The sequence below is a fragment of the Achromobacter sp. RT286_PF genome (assembly GCF_059760425.1).
Genome location: NZ_JCBAMR010000009.1, coordinates 88500 through 104675 on the forward strand (window position 1 = coordinate 88500; position 16176 = coordinate 104675).

15 protein-coding genes are annotated in these 16176 nt (G+C 65.5%); 4 read left to right on the top strand and 11 right to left on the bottom strand.

Translation table 11 applies throughout. The annotated features are described in order from the left end of the window. Window positions 1–169: 169 nt before the first annotated feature. The 5 genes from AC6LJY_RS10340 to ku are packed head-to-tail and all read right to left on the bottom strand — an operon-like array spanning window position 170 to window position 6122. Window positions 170–847, bottom strand: coding sequence for a glycosyltransferase family 2 protein (locus AC6LJY_RS10340; RefSeq protein ID WP_498135871.1), 678 nt, complete (start codon window positions 845–847; stop codon window positions 170–172). Further along, window positions 844–1443: a class I SAM-dependent methyltransferase gene (locus AC6LJY_RS10345; RefSeq protein WP_498135872.1), complete on the bottom strand. Its 600-nt coding sequence runs from the start codon at window positions 1441–1443 to the stop codon at window positions 844–846. Before AC6LJY_RS10345 ends, AC6LJY_RS10340 begins: the two co-directional genes overlap by 4 nt. After that, entirely contained in the window at window positions 1431–2480 is a 1050-nt protein-coding gene (locus AC6LJY_RS10350) for an acyl-CoA dehydrogenase family protein (RefSeq protein WP_498135873.1), read from the bottom strand. The genes AC6LJY_RS10345 and AC6LJY_RS10350 overlap by 13 nt, the downstream gene beginning before the upstream one ends. Then, a complete protein-coding gene (gene ligD / locus AC6LJY_RS10355) occupies window positions 2477–5116 on the bottom strand; it encodes a DNA ligase D (RefSeq protein WP_498135874.1) in 2640 nt (879 codons plus the stop codon). Before ligD ends, AC6LJY_RS10350 begins: the two co-directional genes overlap by 4 nt. A gap of 1 nt (window position 5117) precedes the next feature. Continuing rightward, window positions 5118–6122 carry a non-homologous end joining protein Ku gene (gene ku / locus AC6LJY_RS10360; protein WP_498135875.1) on the bottom strand — a complete coding sequence of 335 codons (1005 nt, stop codon included), beginning with the start codon at window positions 6120–6122 and terminating at the stop codon, window positions 5118–5120. 446 nt (window positions 6123–6568) lie between these two features. Between ku and AC6LJY_RS10365 the strand changes: the two genes are divergently transcribed. From AC6LJY_RS10365 to AC6LJY_RS10375, 3 genes are read left to right on the top strand one after another with little or no spacing between them, the layout of a single operon-like run. Continuing rightward, window positions 6569–7918, top strand: coding sequence for an APC family permease (locus tag AC6LJY_RS10365; RefSeq protein ID WP_498135876.1), 1350 nt, complete (start codon window positions 6569–6571; stop codon window positions 7916–7918). A 59-nt stretch (window positions 7919–7977) separates the two neighbouring features. Beyond that, the gene (locus AC6LJY_RS10370) at window positions 7978–8883 is read left to right on the top strand and encodes an SAM-dependent methyltransferase (RefSeq protein ID WP_498135877.1); all 906 of its coding nucleotides are present in this window, start codon (window positions 7978–7980) and stop codon (window positions 8881–8883) included. A gap of 50 nt (window positions 8884–8933) precedes the next feature. Then, window positions 8934–9398, top strand: coding sequence for an Rrf2 family transcriptional regulator (locus tag AC6LJY_RS10375; protein ID WP_104145501.1), 465 nt, complete (start codon window positions 8934–8936; stop codon window positions 9396–9398). Between the two features lie 3 nt (window positions 9399–9401). Here the strand turns inward: AC6LJY_RS10375 and AC6LJY_RS10380 are convergent, their stop codons facing one another. From AC6LJY_RS10380 to ydiK, 5 genes are all read right to left on the bottom strand, one after another. Next, window positions 9402–10709, bottom strand: a complete 1308-nt coding sequence (locus AC6LJY_RS10380; protein ID WP_314362026.1) for a HipA domain-containing protein — start codon at window positions 10707–10709, stop codon at window positions 9402–9404. 12 nt (window positions 10710–10721) lie between these two features. Further along, window positions 10722–11066, bottom strand: coding sequence for a helix-turn-helix transcriptional regulator (locus tag AC6LJY_RS10385; protein WP_046805671.1), 345 nt, complete (start codon window positions 11064–11066; stop codon window positions 10722–10724). A 136-nt stretch (window positions 11067–11202) separates the two neighbouring features. Further along, on the bottom strand, window positions 11203–12141 hold the full coding sequence (locus tag AC6LJY_RS10390; RefSeq protein ID WP_120157482.1) for a S66 peptidase family protein: 939 nt from the start codon (window positions 12139–12141) through the stop codon (window positions 11203–11205). A gap of 301 nt (window positions 12142–12442) precedes the next feature. Then, window positions 12443–13168 (bottom strand): RNA pseudouridine synthase, encoded by a 726-nt coding sequence (locus tag AC6LJY_RS10395; protein WP_104145503.1) that lies wholly within the window; start codon window positions 13166–13168, stop codon window positions 12443–12445. 146 nt (window positions 13169–13314) lie between these two features. Then, window positions 13315–14460, bottom strand: a complete 1146-nt coding sequence (ydiK, locus tag AC6LJY_RS10400) for an AI-2E family transporter YdiK (protein WP_104145504.1) — start codon at window positions 14458–14460, stop codon at window positions 13315–13317. A gap of 247 nt (window positions 14461–14707) precedes the next feature. Between ydiK and AC6LJY_RS10405 the strand changes: the two genes are divergently transcribed. Beyond that, window positions 14708–14905, top strand: a complete 198-nt coding sequence (locus AC6LJY_RS10405) for a hypothetical protein (protein WP_046805668.1) — start codon at window positions 14708–14710, stop codon at window positions 14903–14905. A gap of 56 nt (window positions 14906–14961) precedes the next feature. Here AC6LJY_RS10405 and AC6LJY_RS10410 read toward each other — a convergent pair whose 3' ends face one another. Continuing rightward, window positions 14962–16017, bottom strand: a complete 1056-nt coding sequence (locus AC6LJY_RS10410; protein WP_498135878.1) for a DNA-binding protein — start codon at window positions 16015–16017, stop codon at window positions 14962–14964. Window positions 16018–16176 lie beyond the last annotated feature (159 nt).

Consider the following 16176-nt stretch of genomic DNA (forward strand, 5'->3'; position numbering starts at 1 on the left):
TCCGGGCATGAGTTGTGCTGATAACGGGGTTGTCTGTCTTTGTCACGATACTTCAAGAGGTCTTATGCGCACGAAGCACATCCTGCTGTTCCTGGTACTGGTTGTCGTTCTGTCCGTGGCGATGTCGATGGCGCCATGGTGACGTGAGCGGCGATGCGGGTGCGGGGCGCTAGCTGGTGCTGTCGCCCGCGCTCCAGCCGCCGCGCAGCGCGCTGGCAAAGCCGCCTTCCACACGCGAATGCGGGCGTGCACTGGTCACGACGCGAGGCAGGTTCGACCAGGCGATGCGCGCCCCACCCTGCTGCAATCGGTCTACCAAGGCCTGGTCTTCGCTGCACGGCAGCGCATCAAAGCCCCCAATGCGTCGGTACGCCCGCGCGGCCACGCCCAGGTTGGCGCCGTGCACGTGGCGGTGGCCATCCTTATCCTGATAAGCCCTTTCAAACGCTTGTCGCGCGTGCTGGGCATGCACGCCGTGTTCGCTCCAGCCGGACACGCCGACCGTGCCGCAAACCACCTCTGCATTCAATGACAACTGATCCACCAGCCAGCGTGGCGACACGCGGGTATCGGCGTCGGTAAACGCCAGCCACCGCGCGCCCGCGCGCAGCAGGTGGCGGGCGCCCCGGGCACGCGCCACGCCAACGTTACGCGCGTCAATTGCCAGGCAACGCACGGGATGGTGGCGCAGCCGTTCGGCCGTGCCGTCTACGCAGTGGTCCAGCACCACAACGATGCGCACCGTCTCGGCACGCAGTTCAGGGTGCCGCGCCGCGCGCAGCACGGCCTGCACACAGGCGTCGATGTGCTGCTCTTCGTTATGCGCCGGAATACAGATACCGATCATGCGTCATCCTTGTGCTGTCGTTGCCAGCCGTTCAACAGGAAAACGTCTTCCCGGTGTTCGAACAGCGGGCTCATGCCGGGCAGCGAGCCCAGCGCCTGGTGCAAGGCGTCGGTGCCCTGCTGGCGGTCGTCGAAGTCAAGCCGCAAATGGCAGGCGACCAGTTCCCCGCCGGGGGCGAGGCAACCGTCGATGCCTTGCAAAAACGCCGCCAGGGCGGAGTCGTCAAGGTAGTACCCCAGTTCGGACACGATGATGAGGTCGAAGCCGCCTTCAGGCACGGGCGGCCATTGGCGGGGCAGATCCAGCGCCAGCGCCTCGACGTGGGCCATGCCCTGCTCCTGGGTGCGTGCACGGCATCGTTCAATGGCGATGCCGGCAAAATCCACGGCGCAAACCTGCCCGCACCGGCCAGCCAGCGGCAGGGTCAGGTCACCGTTGCCACAGCCCGGCTCGAAGGCATGCGCGTATTGCTCGCGGCTCAGCGAGGCCAGCAGCAATGCGCGCTTGCGCCGTTCGTACCAGGCGCTGGCGATACGCCAAGGGTCGGGATGCTGCCGGTACAGGGCCTCGAAATGGTCCACGCCTACAGTTGCCATGGTGTCTGCTCCGTGCGCACGATTTGGCCCAGCGCGGCCTGGTCGCGTTCGGCGTGGCTTTGCCGGATGAACACCGGCAGGTCCGCCATCACCTGGGCAAAGCCGGCGTCGCGGCACAACGGCCCGGCGCCCAAGGCCCGCCCTGCCCGGGTGATGACCTCGGTGGCGGCGGCTTCCACCGCCAGTCGCGCGCGGCCACAGGCCAGCGAGCAGGCGTCATGGGGGTTTGCATCGATGGCGGCGGCGGTCTCGCGCAGGACGGCACGCGCCTGGTCCAGCGCGACGTCGATCGCACCCAGATGCGCCAGACGGTGCGGGTCGGCGGACTGCGCCGGTGTTGCCGCCTGGACGGCGGCGGCGATCCGCGTCAGCGCGCCATACCAGCACGCCGCCACACCCGCGCCACCGTGCTGGAAGCCGGGTCTGTCCACGTACGCGCCGGGCGCGCCCACCGGCACACAGACGGCGTTGTTGAACACCACATTCACGCTGGCCGATGCGCGCATGCCCACGGCTTGCCAGCCGTCTTCGGTGACGCTAACGCCAGGCTGGTCCATCGACACGGCGGCCAGGCAGGGCCGGCCGGCCTCGTCCCACGCGCTGACCAGGGCGTGGCTGACCGTGGCCGCGCCGGAACACCAGGCTTTCACGCCGCGCAGGCACGCGGTGGTGTAGGGGTCGGGGGTGTGTGGGTTCCCGCCCTCAGCCCCAACATGCAGGCTGACACGGAAGTCCGGCGGTTCGGCGCACCACACGCCCCAGATACTGCCCGGCGCGGCGAGGTCCGCTGCGTTCAATTCGGCCAGAATCGCCAACGCGTCAGTGTGACCTTCAACCAGTTTGACCAGGCTCAGGTCGACGGCGGCCACCGCGGCCAAGGCCTGCCAGCGGGCCAGCGTTGCGCCGCCACCCGGCAGCGGCAGCTGGTCATATCCCGCCTGTACCAGCAGGCGCAATGCCCGCCCGGGGTCGACCGGAGCGGTCAGTTCGCCAAGCAGTCGGGTGATATGCGACGGCAATCTTGCGGCGCTCGTCATGAGGCCCCGCGCTTGAAACCCAGCGCGTCCATGGCCTGCCCCACAGATTGCGGCGCATAGTCGTCCCACGGCGCATTGGCGGCATCCAGCCGTTCGTGAATGTTGCTGATGGTCCAGTGCGCGCCGCTGGAAAGCTTGTCCAGTTCGTCCCATGCCACAGGCACCGACACGCCCAGGCCGGGCCGGGCGCGCGCCGACCAGGCCGACACGGTAGTGGCGCCAAAGCCGTTGCGCAGGTAGTCGACAAAGATCTTGCCCACGCGATTCTTCGGCCCGCTCTTGGACACGAATAACTGCGGCAACGTACGGGCAAGATGCACCACGATGGCTTGCGCGAATGACTTGATGGTGTCCCAGTCGTATTGGCGGCGCAGCGGCACGACGACGTGCAGGCCCTTGCCGCCGCTGGTTTTCAGCCAGCTTTGCAGGCCCAGTTCGTCCAGCATGGTGTGCACCAGCCGGGCGGCCTGCTGCATCGTCGCCCACTTCACCCCTTCGCCCGGGTCCAGGTCGAACAGGACACGGTCGGGCTTGTCGATGGCCGTTTTCACGGCATTCCAGGTATGGAATTCCACCACGTTCATTTGCACGGCCGACATGATGGCTTCAGGCGTGGGCACCTCCAGCAACGGCGGATGATCCGGGTCCAGCCGCTTGGGCAAGGGCTTGACGCCCGGCATCGCGGCTTCCAGGTGCTTCTGAAAGAACAGCTGCCCGTCGATGCCGGCGGGCGCGCGCAGGAAAGACACGGGGCGGCCCTTCAGATGTTCCAGCATCAGCGGGGCAACCAGCCCGTAATAGCGCGCCAGGTCCAGCTTGGTAAGTTTGGTGGACGGGTCGATCACGCGGTCCGGGTTGGTCAGCCGCGCGGGCTTGGCGCGCGTGGGCGCCGCCGCCGTTGACCGGGCCGGCGCGGGACCGGCAGCTGTCTTTGTGTTTGTCTGTGTTTTTGCTTTTGCTTTTGCCTTCGCCTCTGTCTCTGTCTTTGCCTGGCGCGCGGTCTTTTTGCCCGACGCGGACGCCGGCTCCTCCTTGGGCGGGGGCGACGGCCGCTCGCGGGTAATCTGGCGGGCGGGTTTATCCTGCCGCAGCCCTCGGAAGACGGAATGGCGGATATGCCCGCCACTGGTCCATTCGCTGAACGAGACCTCGGCCACCAGCTCAGGCTTGACCCACTGCACGCCGCTGGCCTGCGCGCCACTGACCGTTTTTTTGTCGGTCTGGATGGCGGCAAGCTGCTTGTGCAAGGCAAGCAGGCCCTGGGTATCAAAACCGGTGCCGACCTTGCCCGCATAGCGCAGCGAGCCATCGTCTTCATGCACCGCCAGCAACAGCGCACCCAGCCCTTCCCGGGAGCCCTGCGGCGCGGTGTACCCAACGATGACGAACTCCTGCCGCTGCGCGCACTTGATCTTCAGCCAGCTGTCCGTGCGCCGCGACACATAGGGCGCCGACGGCCGCTTGGCCATGATGCCTTCCAGCCCCATCTTGCAGGCCGAGGCCACCAGGTTCGACGGCGCTTCCTTGAAGGCCGCGCTAAAGCGCAGGTGGTCGTCGTCAGCGGTTTCCATCAACTGCGCGAGCAGGTCGCGACGCACGGTCAGCGGTTCGTCGCGCAGGTCTCGCAAGCCGATATAGGGCAAGTCGAAGGCGTAAAAGACGATGTCGCCAGTGCGGTCGTTGTCGAACGCGTTTTGCAGCGCCTGGAAGCTGGGCACGCCCTGCTCATTCAGCACCACCACTTCGCCATCCACCCATGCCCATTTGGCGGGAAGCTTGGCAAAGGCCTGGACGATGTGCGGCAGCTTGGCGCTCCAGTCGTGGCCGTTGCGGGTGTATAGCCTGACCGAATCGCCCTCGATGCGCACCAGCAGCCGGTAGCCGTCGAACTTCAATTCGTACAGCCATTCTTCGGGGCTGGGCGGCATCCCCTCGACCAGCGTGGCCAATTGGGGCTTGAACGTGTCTGGCAGGTCGGACGGGCGGCCGGGCAGCCGGGCGTCGGCGGCGGAATCCGTGCCGGAGCCGGGCTTCTGCGCGTCGGGAGTGGCCCGGCGAGCGGCGGGCTGGGTGGTGGCGGCGTTGTCGCGCAGCGGCACCACGCTGTCCGGCATTTCGTCGACCACGCTGAATTCGCGTTCGGGGCGGGCATAGGCGTCGCGGTCTTTGATCAGCAGCCAGGGCGGCTGTTTGTCGCTTTCCTTGCCCTTCATGCGCACCAGCGCCCAGCGCCCCTGCATCTTTTTGCCTTGCAGGTCGAACTTCAGGTGGCCCTCGCGATACCCCTTGCGGGCGTCGCCCACGGGGGCCCACACGCCCTCGTCCCAGATGATGACTTTGCCGGCGCCGTACTGCCCTTCAGGTATCTGGCCTTCAAACTGGTTGTAGGCAATCGGGTGGTCTTCGACCTGCACCGCCATGCGCTTGACCGACGGATCAAAGCACGGCCCCTTGGGCACCGCCCAGCTTTTCATGGCGCCATCCAGCTCCAGCCGAAAGTCGTAATGCAGCCGGCTGGCCCAGTGCTTCTGGATCACAAACGCGCGCGCCTCCTCATTGGCCTGCCCGCCCTCCATTGGCTCGGAGGTCACCTGGAAATTGCGCTTTTGACGATAGGTTTTCAGGCTGTCGGCCATATCACGCCGCCTTGCGCGACCGGGTCGAGGTCTTCGCGCTCTTGGTGGTCTTCTTTGAGGTCGACTTGGTGGCCGAGTTAGTGGCGGTCTTGGCGGAGGCTTTGGTGGCGGTCTTCGCAGAGGTCTTGGATGGCGTCTTGCCCGACGCCGATTTCTTCGCGGCGGGCTTTTCCTTGCTGCCGTCCCCGGTCGTATCGCCGGACTTCTTTGCCCCACCCTTCAGGCTGCGTTGCAGCAACTCCGTCAGGTCGATGACGTTATCCGCGTACGCGGGCGCCTCCTCTTGCGGCTCGATCACCGTTTCGGTCTTGCCGGCCTTCACCTTCTTGTCCACCAGCTCCATGACGGCGGCCTTGAACTCGTCCTTGTATTGCTCCGGGTCCCATTTGCCCGCCATATCCTCGACCAGCATCTGCGCCATTTTCAATTCGCTGGCGCTCGGCGACATGGCCTTGGAGCCCGCCTTGGGCAGGTCCAGGTCGTCCATGGATTTGACTTCGTCGCCCCACCGCATGAGGTTCAGCACCAGCGCGTCGCCAGACGGGATCAGCGCGGCCAGATGCTGCTTGGTCTGGATCACCACCTTGGCGATGCCGATCTTGCCGGTCTTGGTCAGCGTGTCGCGCAGCAAGGCGTACACCTTCTGCCCTTTGTTGATGGGGGCGATGTAATAGGGGCGCTCCAGGTAGACGAACGGCACGTCGCCGGCATCCACAAATTGCTGGATCTCGATGGTTTGCGTGGTGCGCGGATAGGCGTCGTTGATTTCGTCAGGCGACAGGATGACGTACTGGCCGTCTTCGTATTCCACGCCCTTGACGATGTTGTCCTTGTCGATTTCCTTGCCGGTCCGCTTATTGATGCGCTTGTAGCCCACCGGGTCCATCGAGCGCTTGTCCAGCCAATCGAAATCCACGCCGGAGTCCGTGGTCGCCGTGTGCAGGCCAACCGGGATATGGACGAGGCCAAACGAAATTGCCCCTTTCCAGATGGTTCTAGTTGCCATGATCAGCTCCTCTTTTTTACGCCCCTCTCAGCAAGTGGCGTGCCTGCGCCCGCGCGTAAACAAAAGGAAAAGCAGAACGATTGTCGGGCCAAGCAGCCATGTACAGGCCAGGTACAAGCCATGTACAGCCCTAGAAATTACTTTAACTATTTCACTTCAACAACATCATTTATTAACGTTGAATCAATGGGTTATGCCTTGATTATCAGGTGATTTCTACGCACCGGAATGCAACTGTCGCCGCCCCAGCCCCCTCCCCAAGGGAAAACCCGCAGAAACTTTTTCTGCCACCGTCCAGTCGCAATTTGTTCTTGTTCAGGCAATTGTCAGGCGGGTTCAACGAGCCCGCTTTCGCCCCTTTTCCTAGAGGTTTCCATGACCCTGCCCTGCCCGCGTGTTGTGACGCCGCGTCCGCCCACATCCAGCGACGCGTGGGAGGTCAGGCAATGACCGGCGCCGCCAAGACCATCGGCGGCGTGACGCCCGCCGGCTTGTCCGTCATGGACGCCACCGTCGTGCTGATTGGCGTGGTCGTGGGCATCGGCATCTTCGGCTTTCCGCCCCTGGTGGCCCAGCACGCCACCTCTGAAGCGATGTATATCGCGCTGTGGTGCGCGGGCGGGCTGGTGATGCTGGTGGGCGCGCTGTGCTATGCGGAACTGGGGTCCGCCTACCCCGGCGCGGGCGGCGAATACCTGTACCTGACCCGGGCCTGGGGCGCGCGCGTGGGGCTGATGTTCGCCTGGGCGCGGTGCACGGTGATCCAGACCGGCGCCATCGCGGTCGTGGCCTACATCTATGGCGACTACGCCCAACGCTTGATGCCGCTAGGCGCGCACGGGCCCGCCTTGCACGCGGCAATGTCCGTGGTGGCGCTGACCGCGCTGAACGTGGTGGGCACCCGCTATTCCAAACGGCTGCAATGGGTATTTACGGTGTTGACGCTGCTGGCGCTAAGCGCGGTGCTGGTGGCCAGTTTGTCGGCATCGGGCGGCGACACGGCGCCCTTGGCCGCCCCAACGGCGTTGGTGGGCAACCCGGCCGGGCTGATGGGCATGGGCATGGTGTTTGTGTTGCTGACTTACGGCGGCTGGAACGAAGCCGCTTATCTCAGCGGCGAACTGCGCGATCCGGGACGCAACATGAGCCGGGTACTGCTGATCGGCACCGCCGTGGTGACGGGCGCCTACGTGCTGACAAACTTGGCATTGCTGGAGATCTTCGGCTTGCAGGGCTTGCGCGATACCCCCGCGCTGGCCGCCGACGTCATGCAACTGGCCGCCGGCCCCTACGCCGCCGCGCTGCTCAGCCTGACGATCTGCGCCACGGCCTTGAGCACCATCAACGGCACCATCATTACCGGGGCACGGGTGTATTACGCGCTGGGCCGCGACGTGCCCAAGCTGCACGCGCTATCCGGCTGGAGCGCGCGCAATGAAACGCCGGTGGCCGCGCTGCTGGTACAGGGCGCGATCACGCTGGCGCTGGTGGGCTTGGGCGCGTTCAGCCAGAACGGCGTGCAGACGCTGGTGGCTTATACGGCGCCCGTGTTCTGGCTGTTCATGCTGCTGGTGGCGGCGTCCGTGTGGCGGTTGCGCCAGCGCGACCCGCAGCGCGCCCGGCCGTTTCGCGTGCCGCTATACCCCCTTCCCCCTTTGCTGCTGGGCCTGACCTGCGCCGGCCTGGTGGTGTCCAGCGCCGTGTACGCCGGCGCAGGCGCGCTGATCGGCCTGGCGGTGCTGGCGGCAGGTGTGCCGTTGCTGCATCTGCTCAAGCCGGCCCGCTTGCCGGGTTGATTGATGAGTTACGCCCTCTGACCGCTGACCTTTCGCTATCCGATCCACAAGGAGCCATCATGCAAGCCTCGCCCCGCCCAGCCGTTTCCGTTCGCCGCTCGCCCGCCGCCGACGCCCAGGCCCGGTCACGATTGCGCCTGATTGCCACCGCCACCGCCATGGCGCTATCCATTGCCTTCGCGGCGTCGGCACTGGCGCAGACCGCCGCCAAGCCCGCAGGCCAGAACGCGCCGCAAGGCGCGTCCAAGGATGACTACGTGCCCAACGTGGGCCAGGACGGCAAGGACGTCATCTGGGTGCCCACGCCGCAGTCGCTGGTGGACAAGATGCTGGACATGGCCAAGGTGACGCCGCAGGACCGCTTGATGGACCTGGGTTCGGGCGATGGCCGCACCGTCATCACGGCCGCGCAGCGCGGGCTGACCGCGCAAGGCATTGAGTACAACCCCGACCTGGTGGAACTGTCGCGCCGCAATGCGCAACGCGCCGGCGTGGCCGACCGGGCCACGTTTGTCGCGGCCGACCTGTTCCAGACGGACCTATCCAAAGCCGATGTCATCACCATGTTCCTGCTGTCCACCATCAATGAAAAGCTGCGCCCGACGCTGTTGCAGCTAAAGCCGGGCACGCGGGTGGTGTCCAACACGTTCCGCATGGGCGACTGGGAGCCGGACGCGTCCGAGACTGTCACCAAAGAATGCTCGACCTACTGCACGGCGCTGCTGTGGATCGTGCCGGCCAAGGTGGAGGGTAAATGGGAGGTCGACGGGCAGACGCTGCGCCTGACCCAGCGCTACCAGATGCTGTCCGGCAAGCTGGGTTCAAACGACATTTCGGATGCGCGGATGGATGGCAACGCCATCTCGTTCACCGTCAACGGGGTGCGCTACAGCGGCCAGGTCAACGGCAAAACGATGAGTGGGACCGCTGACGGCAAGGGCGCATGGACGGCCAGGCGGGCATGATGGCTGCGCGGGTTTGACCCCGCGCCTTCTCATGCAATAGCATCCGTTGCATGAGAAGAGACAGCAAACTTTCCGGCGTGCTTCACGTCCTGCTTCATATGGCCGAGGCGCCCGGCCCGATGACGTCCGAAGACCTGGGCCGGGTGATGCAGACCAACCCGGTCGTCATCCGCCGCATCATGGCGGGGCTGCGCGACCAGCGGTTGGTCAGCTCTGAAAAAGGCCACGGCGGCGGCTGGACGCTGTCATGCGACTTCAACGCCGTGACCCTGCGCGACATCTATGAAGCGTTGGGCGCGCCGGAGATTTTCGCCATGGGCAACCGCAGCGAATCGCCGGGCTGCCTGGTGGAAGCCGCCGTGAACAAGGCACTGGACGGCGCATTTGAAGAAGCCGAAGCCTTGCTGATGGCGCGTTTTGGCGGCGTCACGCTGGCGGCGCTAAGCCGGGATTTTCACGAGGGCATGCTTAAGGATGGGCGCCAGGTAGATTGGCATGGGCCAACGGCGGGCTGACACTTACCGCCCGGCGCGCCACGCCGCCAAGGTGGATTCGACCAGCGCGATCTCTGTCGGCGCCATGCCGGCAGCCTCGTAATAGCGGTGGCGCTCGGCCACCACGCCGCGCACCGCGTCCACGATGGACTGCGCGGCGGCCTCGGACCGCAGGCCAAAGCGGCGGTACTGCGTCAGGCAGTTGTCAAAGGTGCTGTCGCGCCCGTGCTCGCCGATATGCAGGTAGTGGCGCGCCGAGCCTTCCTGCGTCACCACGTCAAAAAGCGGCGATAGCCGATAGGTGTGCGCGTTCTTGTCCTTCAGGAAACCCACGTTTTTCAAGTGGTCGTCGGTGTTGTGCACGGCCACGTTCAGCACCATGCGCGCGTATAGCTCTTTCAGGTCCTGCACGGGGTTGGACGAAATGCGGCGCGTCACGTCCGCCAGCCGCGCATAGGAATACGTTGCCCTGCCCTCCGGGCCATCCAGATCGCGTTTGCCGATGCGCACGGGCGGACTGATCAAGGATGCGCCGCTAAGAAAATGGCGGCGGGCTACGACCGGCGCGGCGCCAGGCGCCGGCGGCAGCAGCTCGCGGTCAAAGCGGTGCGTCAGCAGCACGGCGCCCAGATGCGTTTCGGTCAGCCGGATGTCCGGCACGGTCAGGCCGATGGCGCGAGCCATTTGAAGGTTGGCGAATTCGATACGCTGGCGGTCATAGGAATCGCCCCGGCGCGGAAACTTCGCGATCCACATTTCGCCGGCTTCGTCGCGCACGATGGTCTTGGGCCGTGCCCCGCCGATATCCCACGAACTGCCCAGGATGTCGCGGTACAGGCCCTTGGGCTTGACGCCCTGGTCGATGTCGGTCAGCAGATCGGCCAGGGATTCCAATTGGCTGACTTCGGGCAGGCGGTAGGTTTTGCGCATGTTGGGCGTCAACAGGCGCGCGCTGAAGAACAACGCCCCGACGCCCATGCCCCGGCCGCGCAGCAGCACTTCGTCTTCCGTGACCCGGGCGCCGGCCTTGTCCACCCGCATCACATTGCGGCCCCAGGCGTCGGGCGCGGCGTCGAAAATGGCGCCCAGCGTTTCATAGCGGCTTTCGGTGCGAAACGTGGTCTTGGCGTCGATCAGCGGCAGGTTCAAGGGGTCCAGCGCGAAGGCGCGGGGGTCGTTCACATAGGACTGCACATAGGTGAATTCGGCAAAGAAAAGCGATTCCGATGAGTCGTCCAGCGTCAGTACGCCGGCCAGCACCGCTTCGCCGCGTATGTCGACGTAGACGAAGAGCTCGCTTTCTACCGATTTGAGTTTGCGGGCGCGTGCCATCCCGGGTGCGTCCTAGAGCTTGGAGGGATCGGCGCGATGCGCGTGCAGCGCGCCGCCGCTGCCCCGGCTTGGCCGCCGCAGCGCGTCCAGGCGCTTGCCCACGCCATCCTGCTCGGGGTCGCCCAAGGCGAATACCTGCTCGCTGTAGCCGTATTGCAGCAGCGCTTCAATGGCCAGGGCCAGCGACACGCCGCCATCGCCGCGTTCCAGCCGCGCGACGGTGGCGCGCGACACGCCAAGCCGATCGGCCAACGCGCTTTCGGATTCCGCTCGGCGCAGGCGGGCGGTTCGGATGTTGGCGCCCAGGCGTGCCAGCGCCTCGGCGGCGTCGAAACTGGGGGCTAGCTTCTTTTTCATGAGGCAATAATAGAACCGTGCGGGGGAAAATGCACGATTAATGAGGCATTGAATCGGCGGTTATGAATCATTAATAGCGCAAAAAGTAGACTTCTGCGCTATTAACGATGCAATGCATAAGGACGAAACTCAGCCCTTACACCACCACCGCCTGGTCCAGCCGCAATGCCCCCCGCGCGGTGTCCAACGTCACCTGTGCACCGAGGGGCAGCGTCAGATTGGGGTCGCCATGGCCGCTGGGCCATGCGCCAAGGATCGGTATGTTGCGCGCCCGAAACTGCTCAAGGATCAGCGGGTACAGCAGGCCTTGCGCTTGATCGTCGTCCATGCGCACGCCGAGCCGCGTGAAATTGCCGACCAGCAAGCCCTTCACGCCATCAAACTTGCCCGCTGCCGCCAATTGCGCCAGCAGGCGGTCCACGCGCGGAATGGCTTCGTTGACGTCTTCGATGAACAGGATGGCGTCGCGCGTGTCGATGTCGTTGCGGGTGCCGGTAAGCGCGGCGATCAGCGCCAGGTTGCCGCCCACCAGCCTGCCGCTTGCCACGCCCGGCACCAGCTCGGTAGGCAGCGCGTCTTGCGGGGGCGCGATCCACGAGCCTGGTCCCATCTGCCCGCTGACCATCGCCCACAAATTGGATTCCGTGGGCTCGCGTTTGCCGGCCAAAAGGTCCTGCGCCAGCATCGGCCCGTGAAACGTCACAAAGCCGGCATGGCGCTGGATGGCCAGGTGCAGCGCGGTGATGTCGCTATAGCCAATGAAGGGCTTGGCATGCCGACGCAGCAGCCCGTAATCCAGATGATTCAGCAGGCGCCACGAGCCAAAGCCGCCTTGCAGGCACCAAACGGCGCCCACGCCGGGGTCGGCAAAGGCCGCGTGCAGATCGGCCAGGCGGTCGGCATCGCTGCCGGCCAGATATTCGTAGGGAGGGTCCAGGCGGGTGCGGCTGGCGGGCATGACCTGGGCGACAAAACCCCGGGCTTCCAGCCATTCGGCCGCATCGTCACTGGCATTGGTGGCGGCCGAGGCCGGCGCCACAATCGCCACCCGCGCGCCGGGCCGCAACGCGGGCACCGGCGTCGCGCCCTTGCCATTCGGGGGCGGTGGCGGCGTGGGCCGCTGCGAGGCCGGATTGGTCGGCGTGTGGCGGCCGCTGGGCGCGCGGCCGGCGCAACCGGCCAGCGCCAACGCCAACGCCGACAGGCACAGGGCCCCGCCCTGTTTCAAAAATCCGCGGCGTCGGGAATCGGCAGGGAACGGGGGCATGCCAGGCAGGGTCATGGTTGCGGTTCGCTTGTGCTGAGTGCTGGCAGTGGCTTGCTGTGCTTGCTGTGCATTCAGTGCGTTCGGTGTGTTCAGTGGTGCTTGCTGCGGCTTAAAACCGCTCGTAGTCCAGCCGATAACGCCACTGGCCGGCCGCCATGCCCGCCAGCGGCAGGCGGCCGATGCGGATGCGGCGTAGCTGCTGCAACTGCAAGCCGGCGGTATCGCACACATATTCGATAAAGCCCAGCGGCGGCGTCTTCAGTGCAAAGCGCAGATGGGTTTCGTTCTGCCAGCTGACCTTCATGGGCGTGGCGGCGCGGCCTTCAAAAGCCATGCCGCGTTGCAGGCGGGCCAGGTCGCTGTCGCTGAGTTTGCCCGTGACTTGCGCCACGTATTCCTGCTCGACCAGCTTGCCCTCTTCCATCAGCTTGCGCGACACCGCGTATTCCTGCGTGTAAACGACCAGACCGCTGGCCGCGCGCTCCAGCGGCGTGACGAGCTTCAGGCCGTTGAACATGCGCTTCAGATAGCGCCGGCCCGAGCGGTCGCCGGGCATCAGGTTCTTGGGAATGATCAGGTCCAGCGCGGACCCGGGCTCGTTGTCGGCATAGGTGCCGGCCGGTTTGTGCACCAGCACCGTCACGGGCTTGATGTCTTCCAGCTTGGCGCCGGGCAACAGAGCAACGGTCTGGCCGGGGGCCACGCGCGCGCCGGGTTCTTCAACCGTCTTGCCATCCACGGCCACCCATCCGCCTTCGATATACCGTTCGGCGTCGCCGCGCGAGCAAGACAGATCCGCGGCCAGTCGCTTGGCCAGGCGTACGCTTTCGGTCATTGTTGCGGCCCCCGGGCGGCGGGCGTGGCCGGGGTTTGAAGAAGGTAAAAACTGCTTGTGTAGGACAAAAGCGGGTGCATCGTCATGGGGTATTGCGCGGGGCGTTGCAAAAAAGCGGGCTGAGCGCCCGCCGTGTCAGGCAGATGTTACGCCTTTTCGCCGGCCGACCCCGCACGAGCCAGCACGTCGCCGGGCGCAGCGGCAGCCGTCGTAGCGGGAATGTCGATGGGCGTGGCGGGCGGCGGGACTTCGTCGATCCAGGCATTGAGCAAGGTCGAGGTCACCGCCAGGATCACCGGACCGATGAACAGGCCGACGATGCCAAACGCGACCATGCCGCCCAGCACGCCCGACAAGATCAGCAGCAAAGACAGGTTCACACCGCGCTTGATCAGTATGGGCCGCAGCAGGTTGTCCAGCATGGCCACCAGCAGCGCCCAGATCAGCAGCAACGTGGCGGCCAGCTTCATGTCATTTTGGAACAGCCAGATCACCCCGCCCAACATGGGCAGGAACGGGCCCAGTTGCGCCAGGCACAGCATCACCATCAGCGCGGTCAGGATGCCGGCGGCCGGCACCCCGGCAATCCACAGCCCTACCCCGCCCAGCACGGATTGCACCACGGCCGTCACCACGATACCCAGCGCCACGGCACGCACGGCGGCGCCGGCCAGCCGTACCGCCGCAACGCCGCGTTCGCCCGCCAGGCGGTTCGAGAATCGCTTGACGAATTCGGCCGCCGCGTCGCCCTGGCTATAAAGAATGCCGGCGATGACGATGGTGACCAGCATGTGCATGACGAACACGCCGACGATGGCCGCATGGCTCAATAGCCAGCGCGCCGCCATGGTCAGATAGGGTTCGAGCCGCGCCAGCAGGCCGCCCGCGCCGGCATCGGACAAGGTCTGCCATTCCTGCGCCAGCTTGGGGCCGGCCACCGGCACACTGCTGATCCAGCTGGGCGGCGCCAGCAAGGTGTAGTCGGGTAGGCTCTTGACGGCCGCCATGATCGCGCCGCTATGCTCTGCCAGCGTCGCAATCGCCTGATACAGCGGCAGCACGATGACGAACAGCAAAATCAGCAGCATGACGATTGTGGCCGCCCATCGGCGTCCGCCGCAGCGCGCTTGCACCGCCCGCAGCACCGGCCACGTCGCCACCACGATGGTGGTCGCCCAGATCAGCCCCGGCAGGAACGGGCTAAGCACATAGAGGCTGCCGATCATCAGGGCGGAAAGAATGACAATCAGAAGCAGAATGCGGGCTAGATCAACCGTTGGACGTGGATTCACCCGATGCTCCCGGCAGGACGACTGAAGCGCCCCGCATGACGACGCATCGCTACGAATGGGCGGATGCCCGTGAGGCGTCGTGGATACGTCTATCGGAATTTATCCCAAATTCATGCTGACTTACAGAGGCAATCGCACGGGTGGGAATGCAGCTTGCTAGGCAGCCGTTTGCCGCCGACGTTGGGTGGCGACGGCCCCAGATTGTCTGGCGGCCGCACCCGTGGCGGCATCTCTTTGGAGGTATGCCATGAGGCCCTTGACCCTTTTTGCCGCCATCCCCGCCGCGCTGCTGGCCGTGACGCTGACCGGCTGCACCGCGCCTAGTTCCTATAGTTCGACGCAGCAAGGCGCGCCGGCCATGCAGCGGGATCACGCCAACTACCATTCGGAGAACTTCGGCGAACCGGACAATACGCCGTTCCAGGGCACCTACCCCGGGCGGTAGTCGCGGGTAGCTGGAAGCGGGACGTCACGGGCGTCTTCGCAAGTCCGTCGCCAAGACTAGGCGGTCGGGCGCTTGAACTGGGCGGCGTCGGCCATCAGATGGCGGGTCAGCTCGGCCAGTTGCTGGTCCTTTTGCTGCAATTGCGCGAGCAGCGTTCCCGCTTGCGCGTCAGACGCCGCCAAACGCGCCAAGAGCGCCTGCTCGTTCTGCCGGGCCGTTGCCAGCGCTTCCTGGGCGGAACTCAGCGCGCCCTGCAATGCGGCTTGGGCGGCCTCGCTGGTTGCCTGCGCGGTGGCGTACCGCGCCTGCCCAGCCATGGTTTCCGCCCGCGCGTCTTGCGCCGCCTTTTCGGCCATGCCCCTGGCCTCCTGCGCCTGACGCAATGCCGCCGTGTGTTGCTCCCCCTGTTTTTGCGCGGCCAGTTGGGCCTCGTCCAGCCGCGATTGCAGCTTCTTTGCGGCGACGCGTTCGGCGTCCAATTCGTTCAGCCAGCGCCTTTCGTGCGCCGCATGGCGCGTTTGCAGCGCGTCCAACGCCTGCGCATGCACGCCTCGCATCTTTTCGGCTTCGGTCAGCAGCGTCTGCACCGCGCTTTGTGCGTCTTGCAACTGCCCGCGCGCCTGCTTGAGTTGTTCGTCGCGCTGGCGCACCGCTCGTTCGGCGGCCTGTAGCCGCTCTTCGGTGGCCGCCAGCTGGGCCGTTGCCACCCGTAGCCCCTCTTCCAGGTCTTTTTCACGATTCGCCAATTGCGCGTCGCGCTGCTGCAATTGTTCGGCTTGTTCGGCCAGCCGCTCCCCCTCGTCCGCCAATTCCTGCCAGCGTTCGCGGTAGGCATCTGCCTGTTGCGCGCGGGCTTCGGCCAAAGCAGCTTCCCAGAAATGGGTGGCGGCTTGCGCAATGGGGTCGGGCACGGCGGGTGGCGCGGCAAACGCGCCGGGGTCCTTGATGCGGGCGCCCAAGGCGCGAAACCAGGTTTCCAGGTGCGGACTGACGGTGTTGGGCGAGCCACGGCCGATTTTCTGCCGTACGCGCTCGATGGTGGGGCGCGCCCCTTCCAACAGCAGCGCATCCGCAGCGGTCCAGACGTCGTTTTGGGTGATTCCTGTGGCCATCGCCAGTTCCTTGTCATCGCCGCATTTCGCGCGGCGTCTCGGCTGAATTACCCACGATAATGGAACCTTATCGTGACCTATCCGGCCATACTGTTAGATATCATACAGCATACATATGTATAAATACATATGACGGGGCGACGGGCTTCCGTGGAGGAG

Coding starts and splice junctions, on each gene's coding strand:
- AC6LJY_RS10340 (WP_498135871.1), bottom strand. CDS start 847: ATGATCGGTATCTGTATTCCGGCGCATAACGAAGAGCAGCACATCGAC.
- AC6LJY_RS10345 (WP_498135872.1), bottom strand. CDS start 1,443: ATGGCAACTGTAGGCGTGGACCATTTCGAGGCCCTGTACCGGCAGCAT.
- AC6LJY_RS10350 (WP_498135873.1), bottom strand. CDS start 2,480: ATGACGAGCGCCGCAAGATTGCCGTCGCATATCACCCGACTGCTTGGC.
- ligD (WP_498135874.1), bottom strand. CDS start 5,116: ATGGCCGACAGCCTGAAAACCTATCGTCAAAAGCGCAATTTCCAGGTG.
- ku (WP_498135875.1), bottom strand. CDS start 6,122: ATGGCAACTAGAACCATCTGGAAAGGGGCAATTTCGTTTGGCCTCGTC.
- AC6LJY_RS10365 (WP_498135876.1), top strand. CDS start 6,569: ATGACCGGCGCCGCCAAGACCATCGGCGGCGTGACGCCCGCCGGCTTG.
- AC6LJY_RS10370 (WP_498135877.1), top strand. CDS start 7,978: ATGCAAGCCTCGCCCCGCCCAGCCGTTTCCGTTCGCCGCTCGCCCGCC.
- AC6LJY_RS10375 (WP_104145501.1), top strand. CDS start 8,934: ATGAGAAGAGACAGCAAACTTTCCGGCGTGCTTCACGTCCTGCTTCAT.
- AC6LJY_RS10380 (WP_314362026.1), bottom strand. CDS start 10,709: ATGGCACGCGCCCGCAAACTCAAATCGGTAGAAAGCGAGCTCTTCGTC.
- AC6LJY_RS10385 (WP_046805671.1), bottom strand. CDS start 11,066: ATGAAAAAGAAGCTAGCCCCCAGTTTCGACGCCGCCGAGGCGCTGGCA.
- AC6LJY_RS10395 (WP_104145503.1), bottom strand. CDS start 13,168: ATGACCGAAAGCGTACGCCTGGCCAAGCGACTGGCCGCGGATCTGTCT.
- AC6LJY_RS10405 (WP_046805668.1), top strand. CDS start 14,708: ATGAGGCCCTTGACCCTTTTTGCCGCCATCCCCGCCGCGCTGCTGGCC.
- AC6LJY_RS10410 (WP_498135878.1), bottom strand. CDS start 16,017: ATGGCCACAGGAATCACCCAAAACGACGTCTGGACCGCTGCGGATGCG.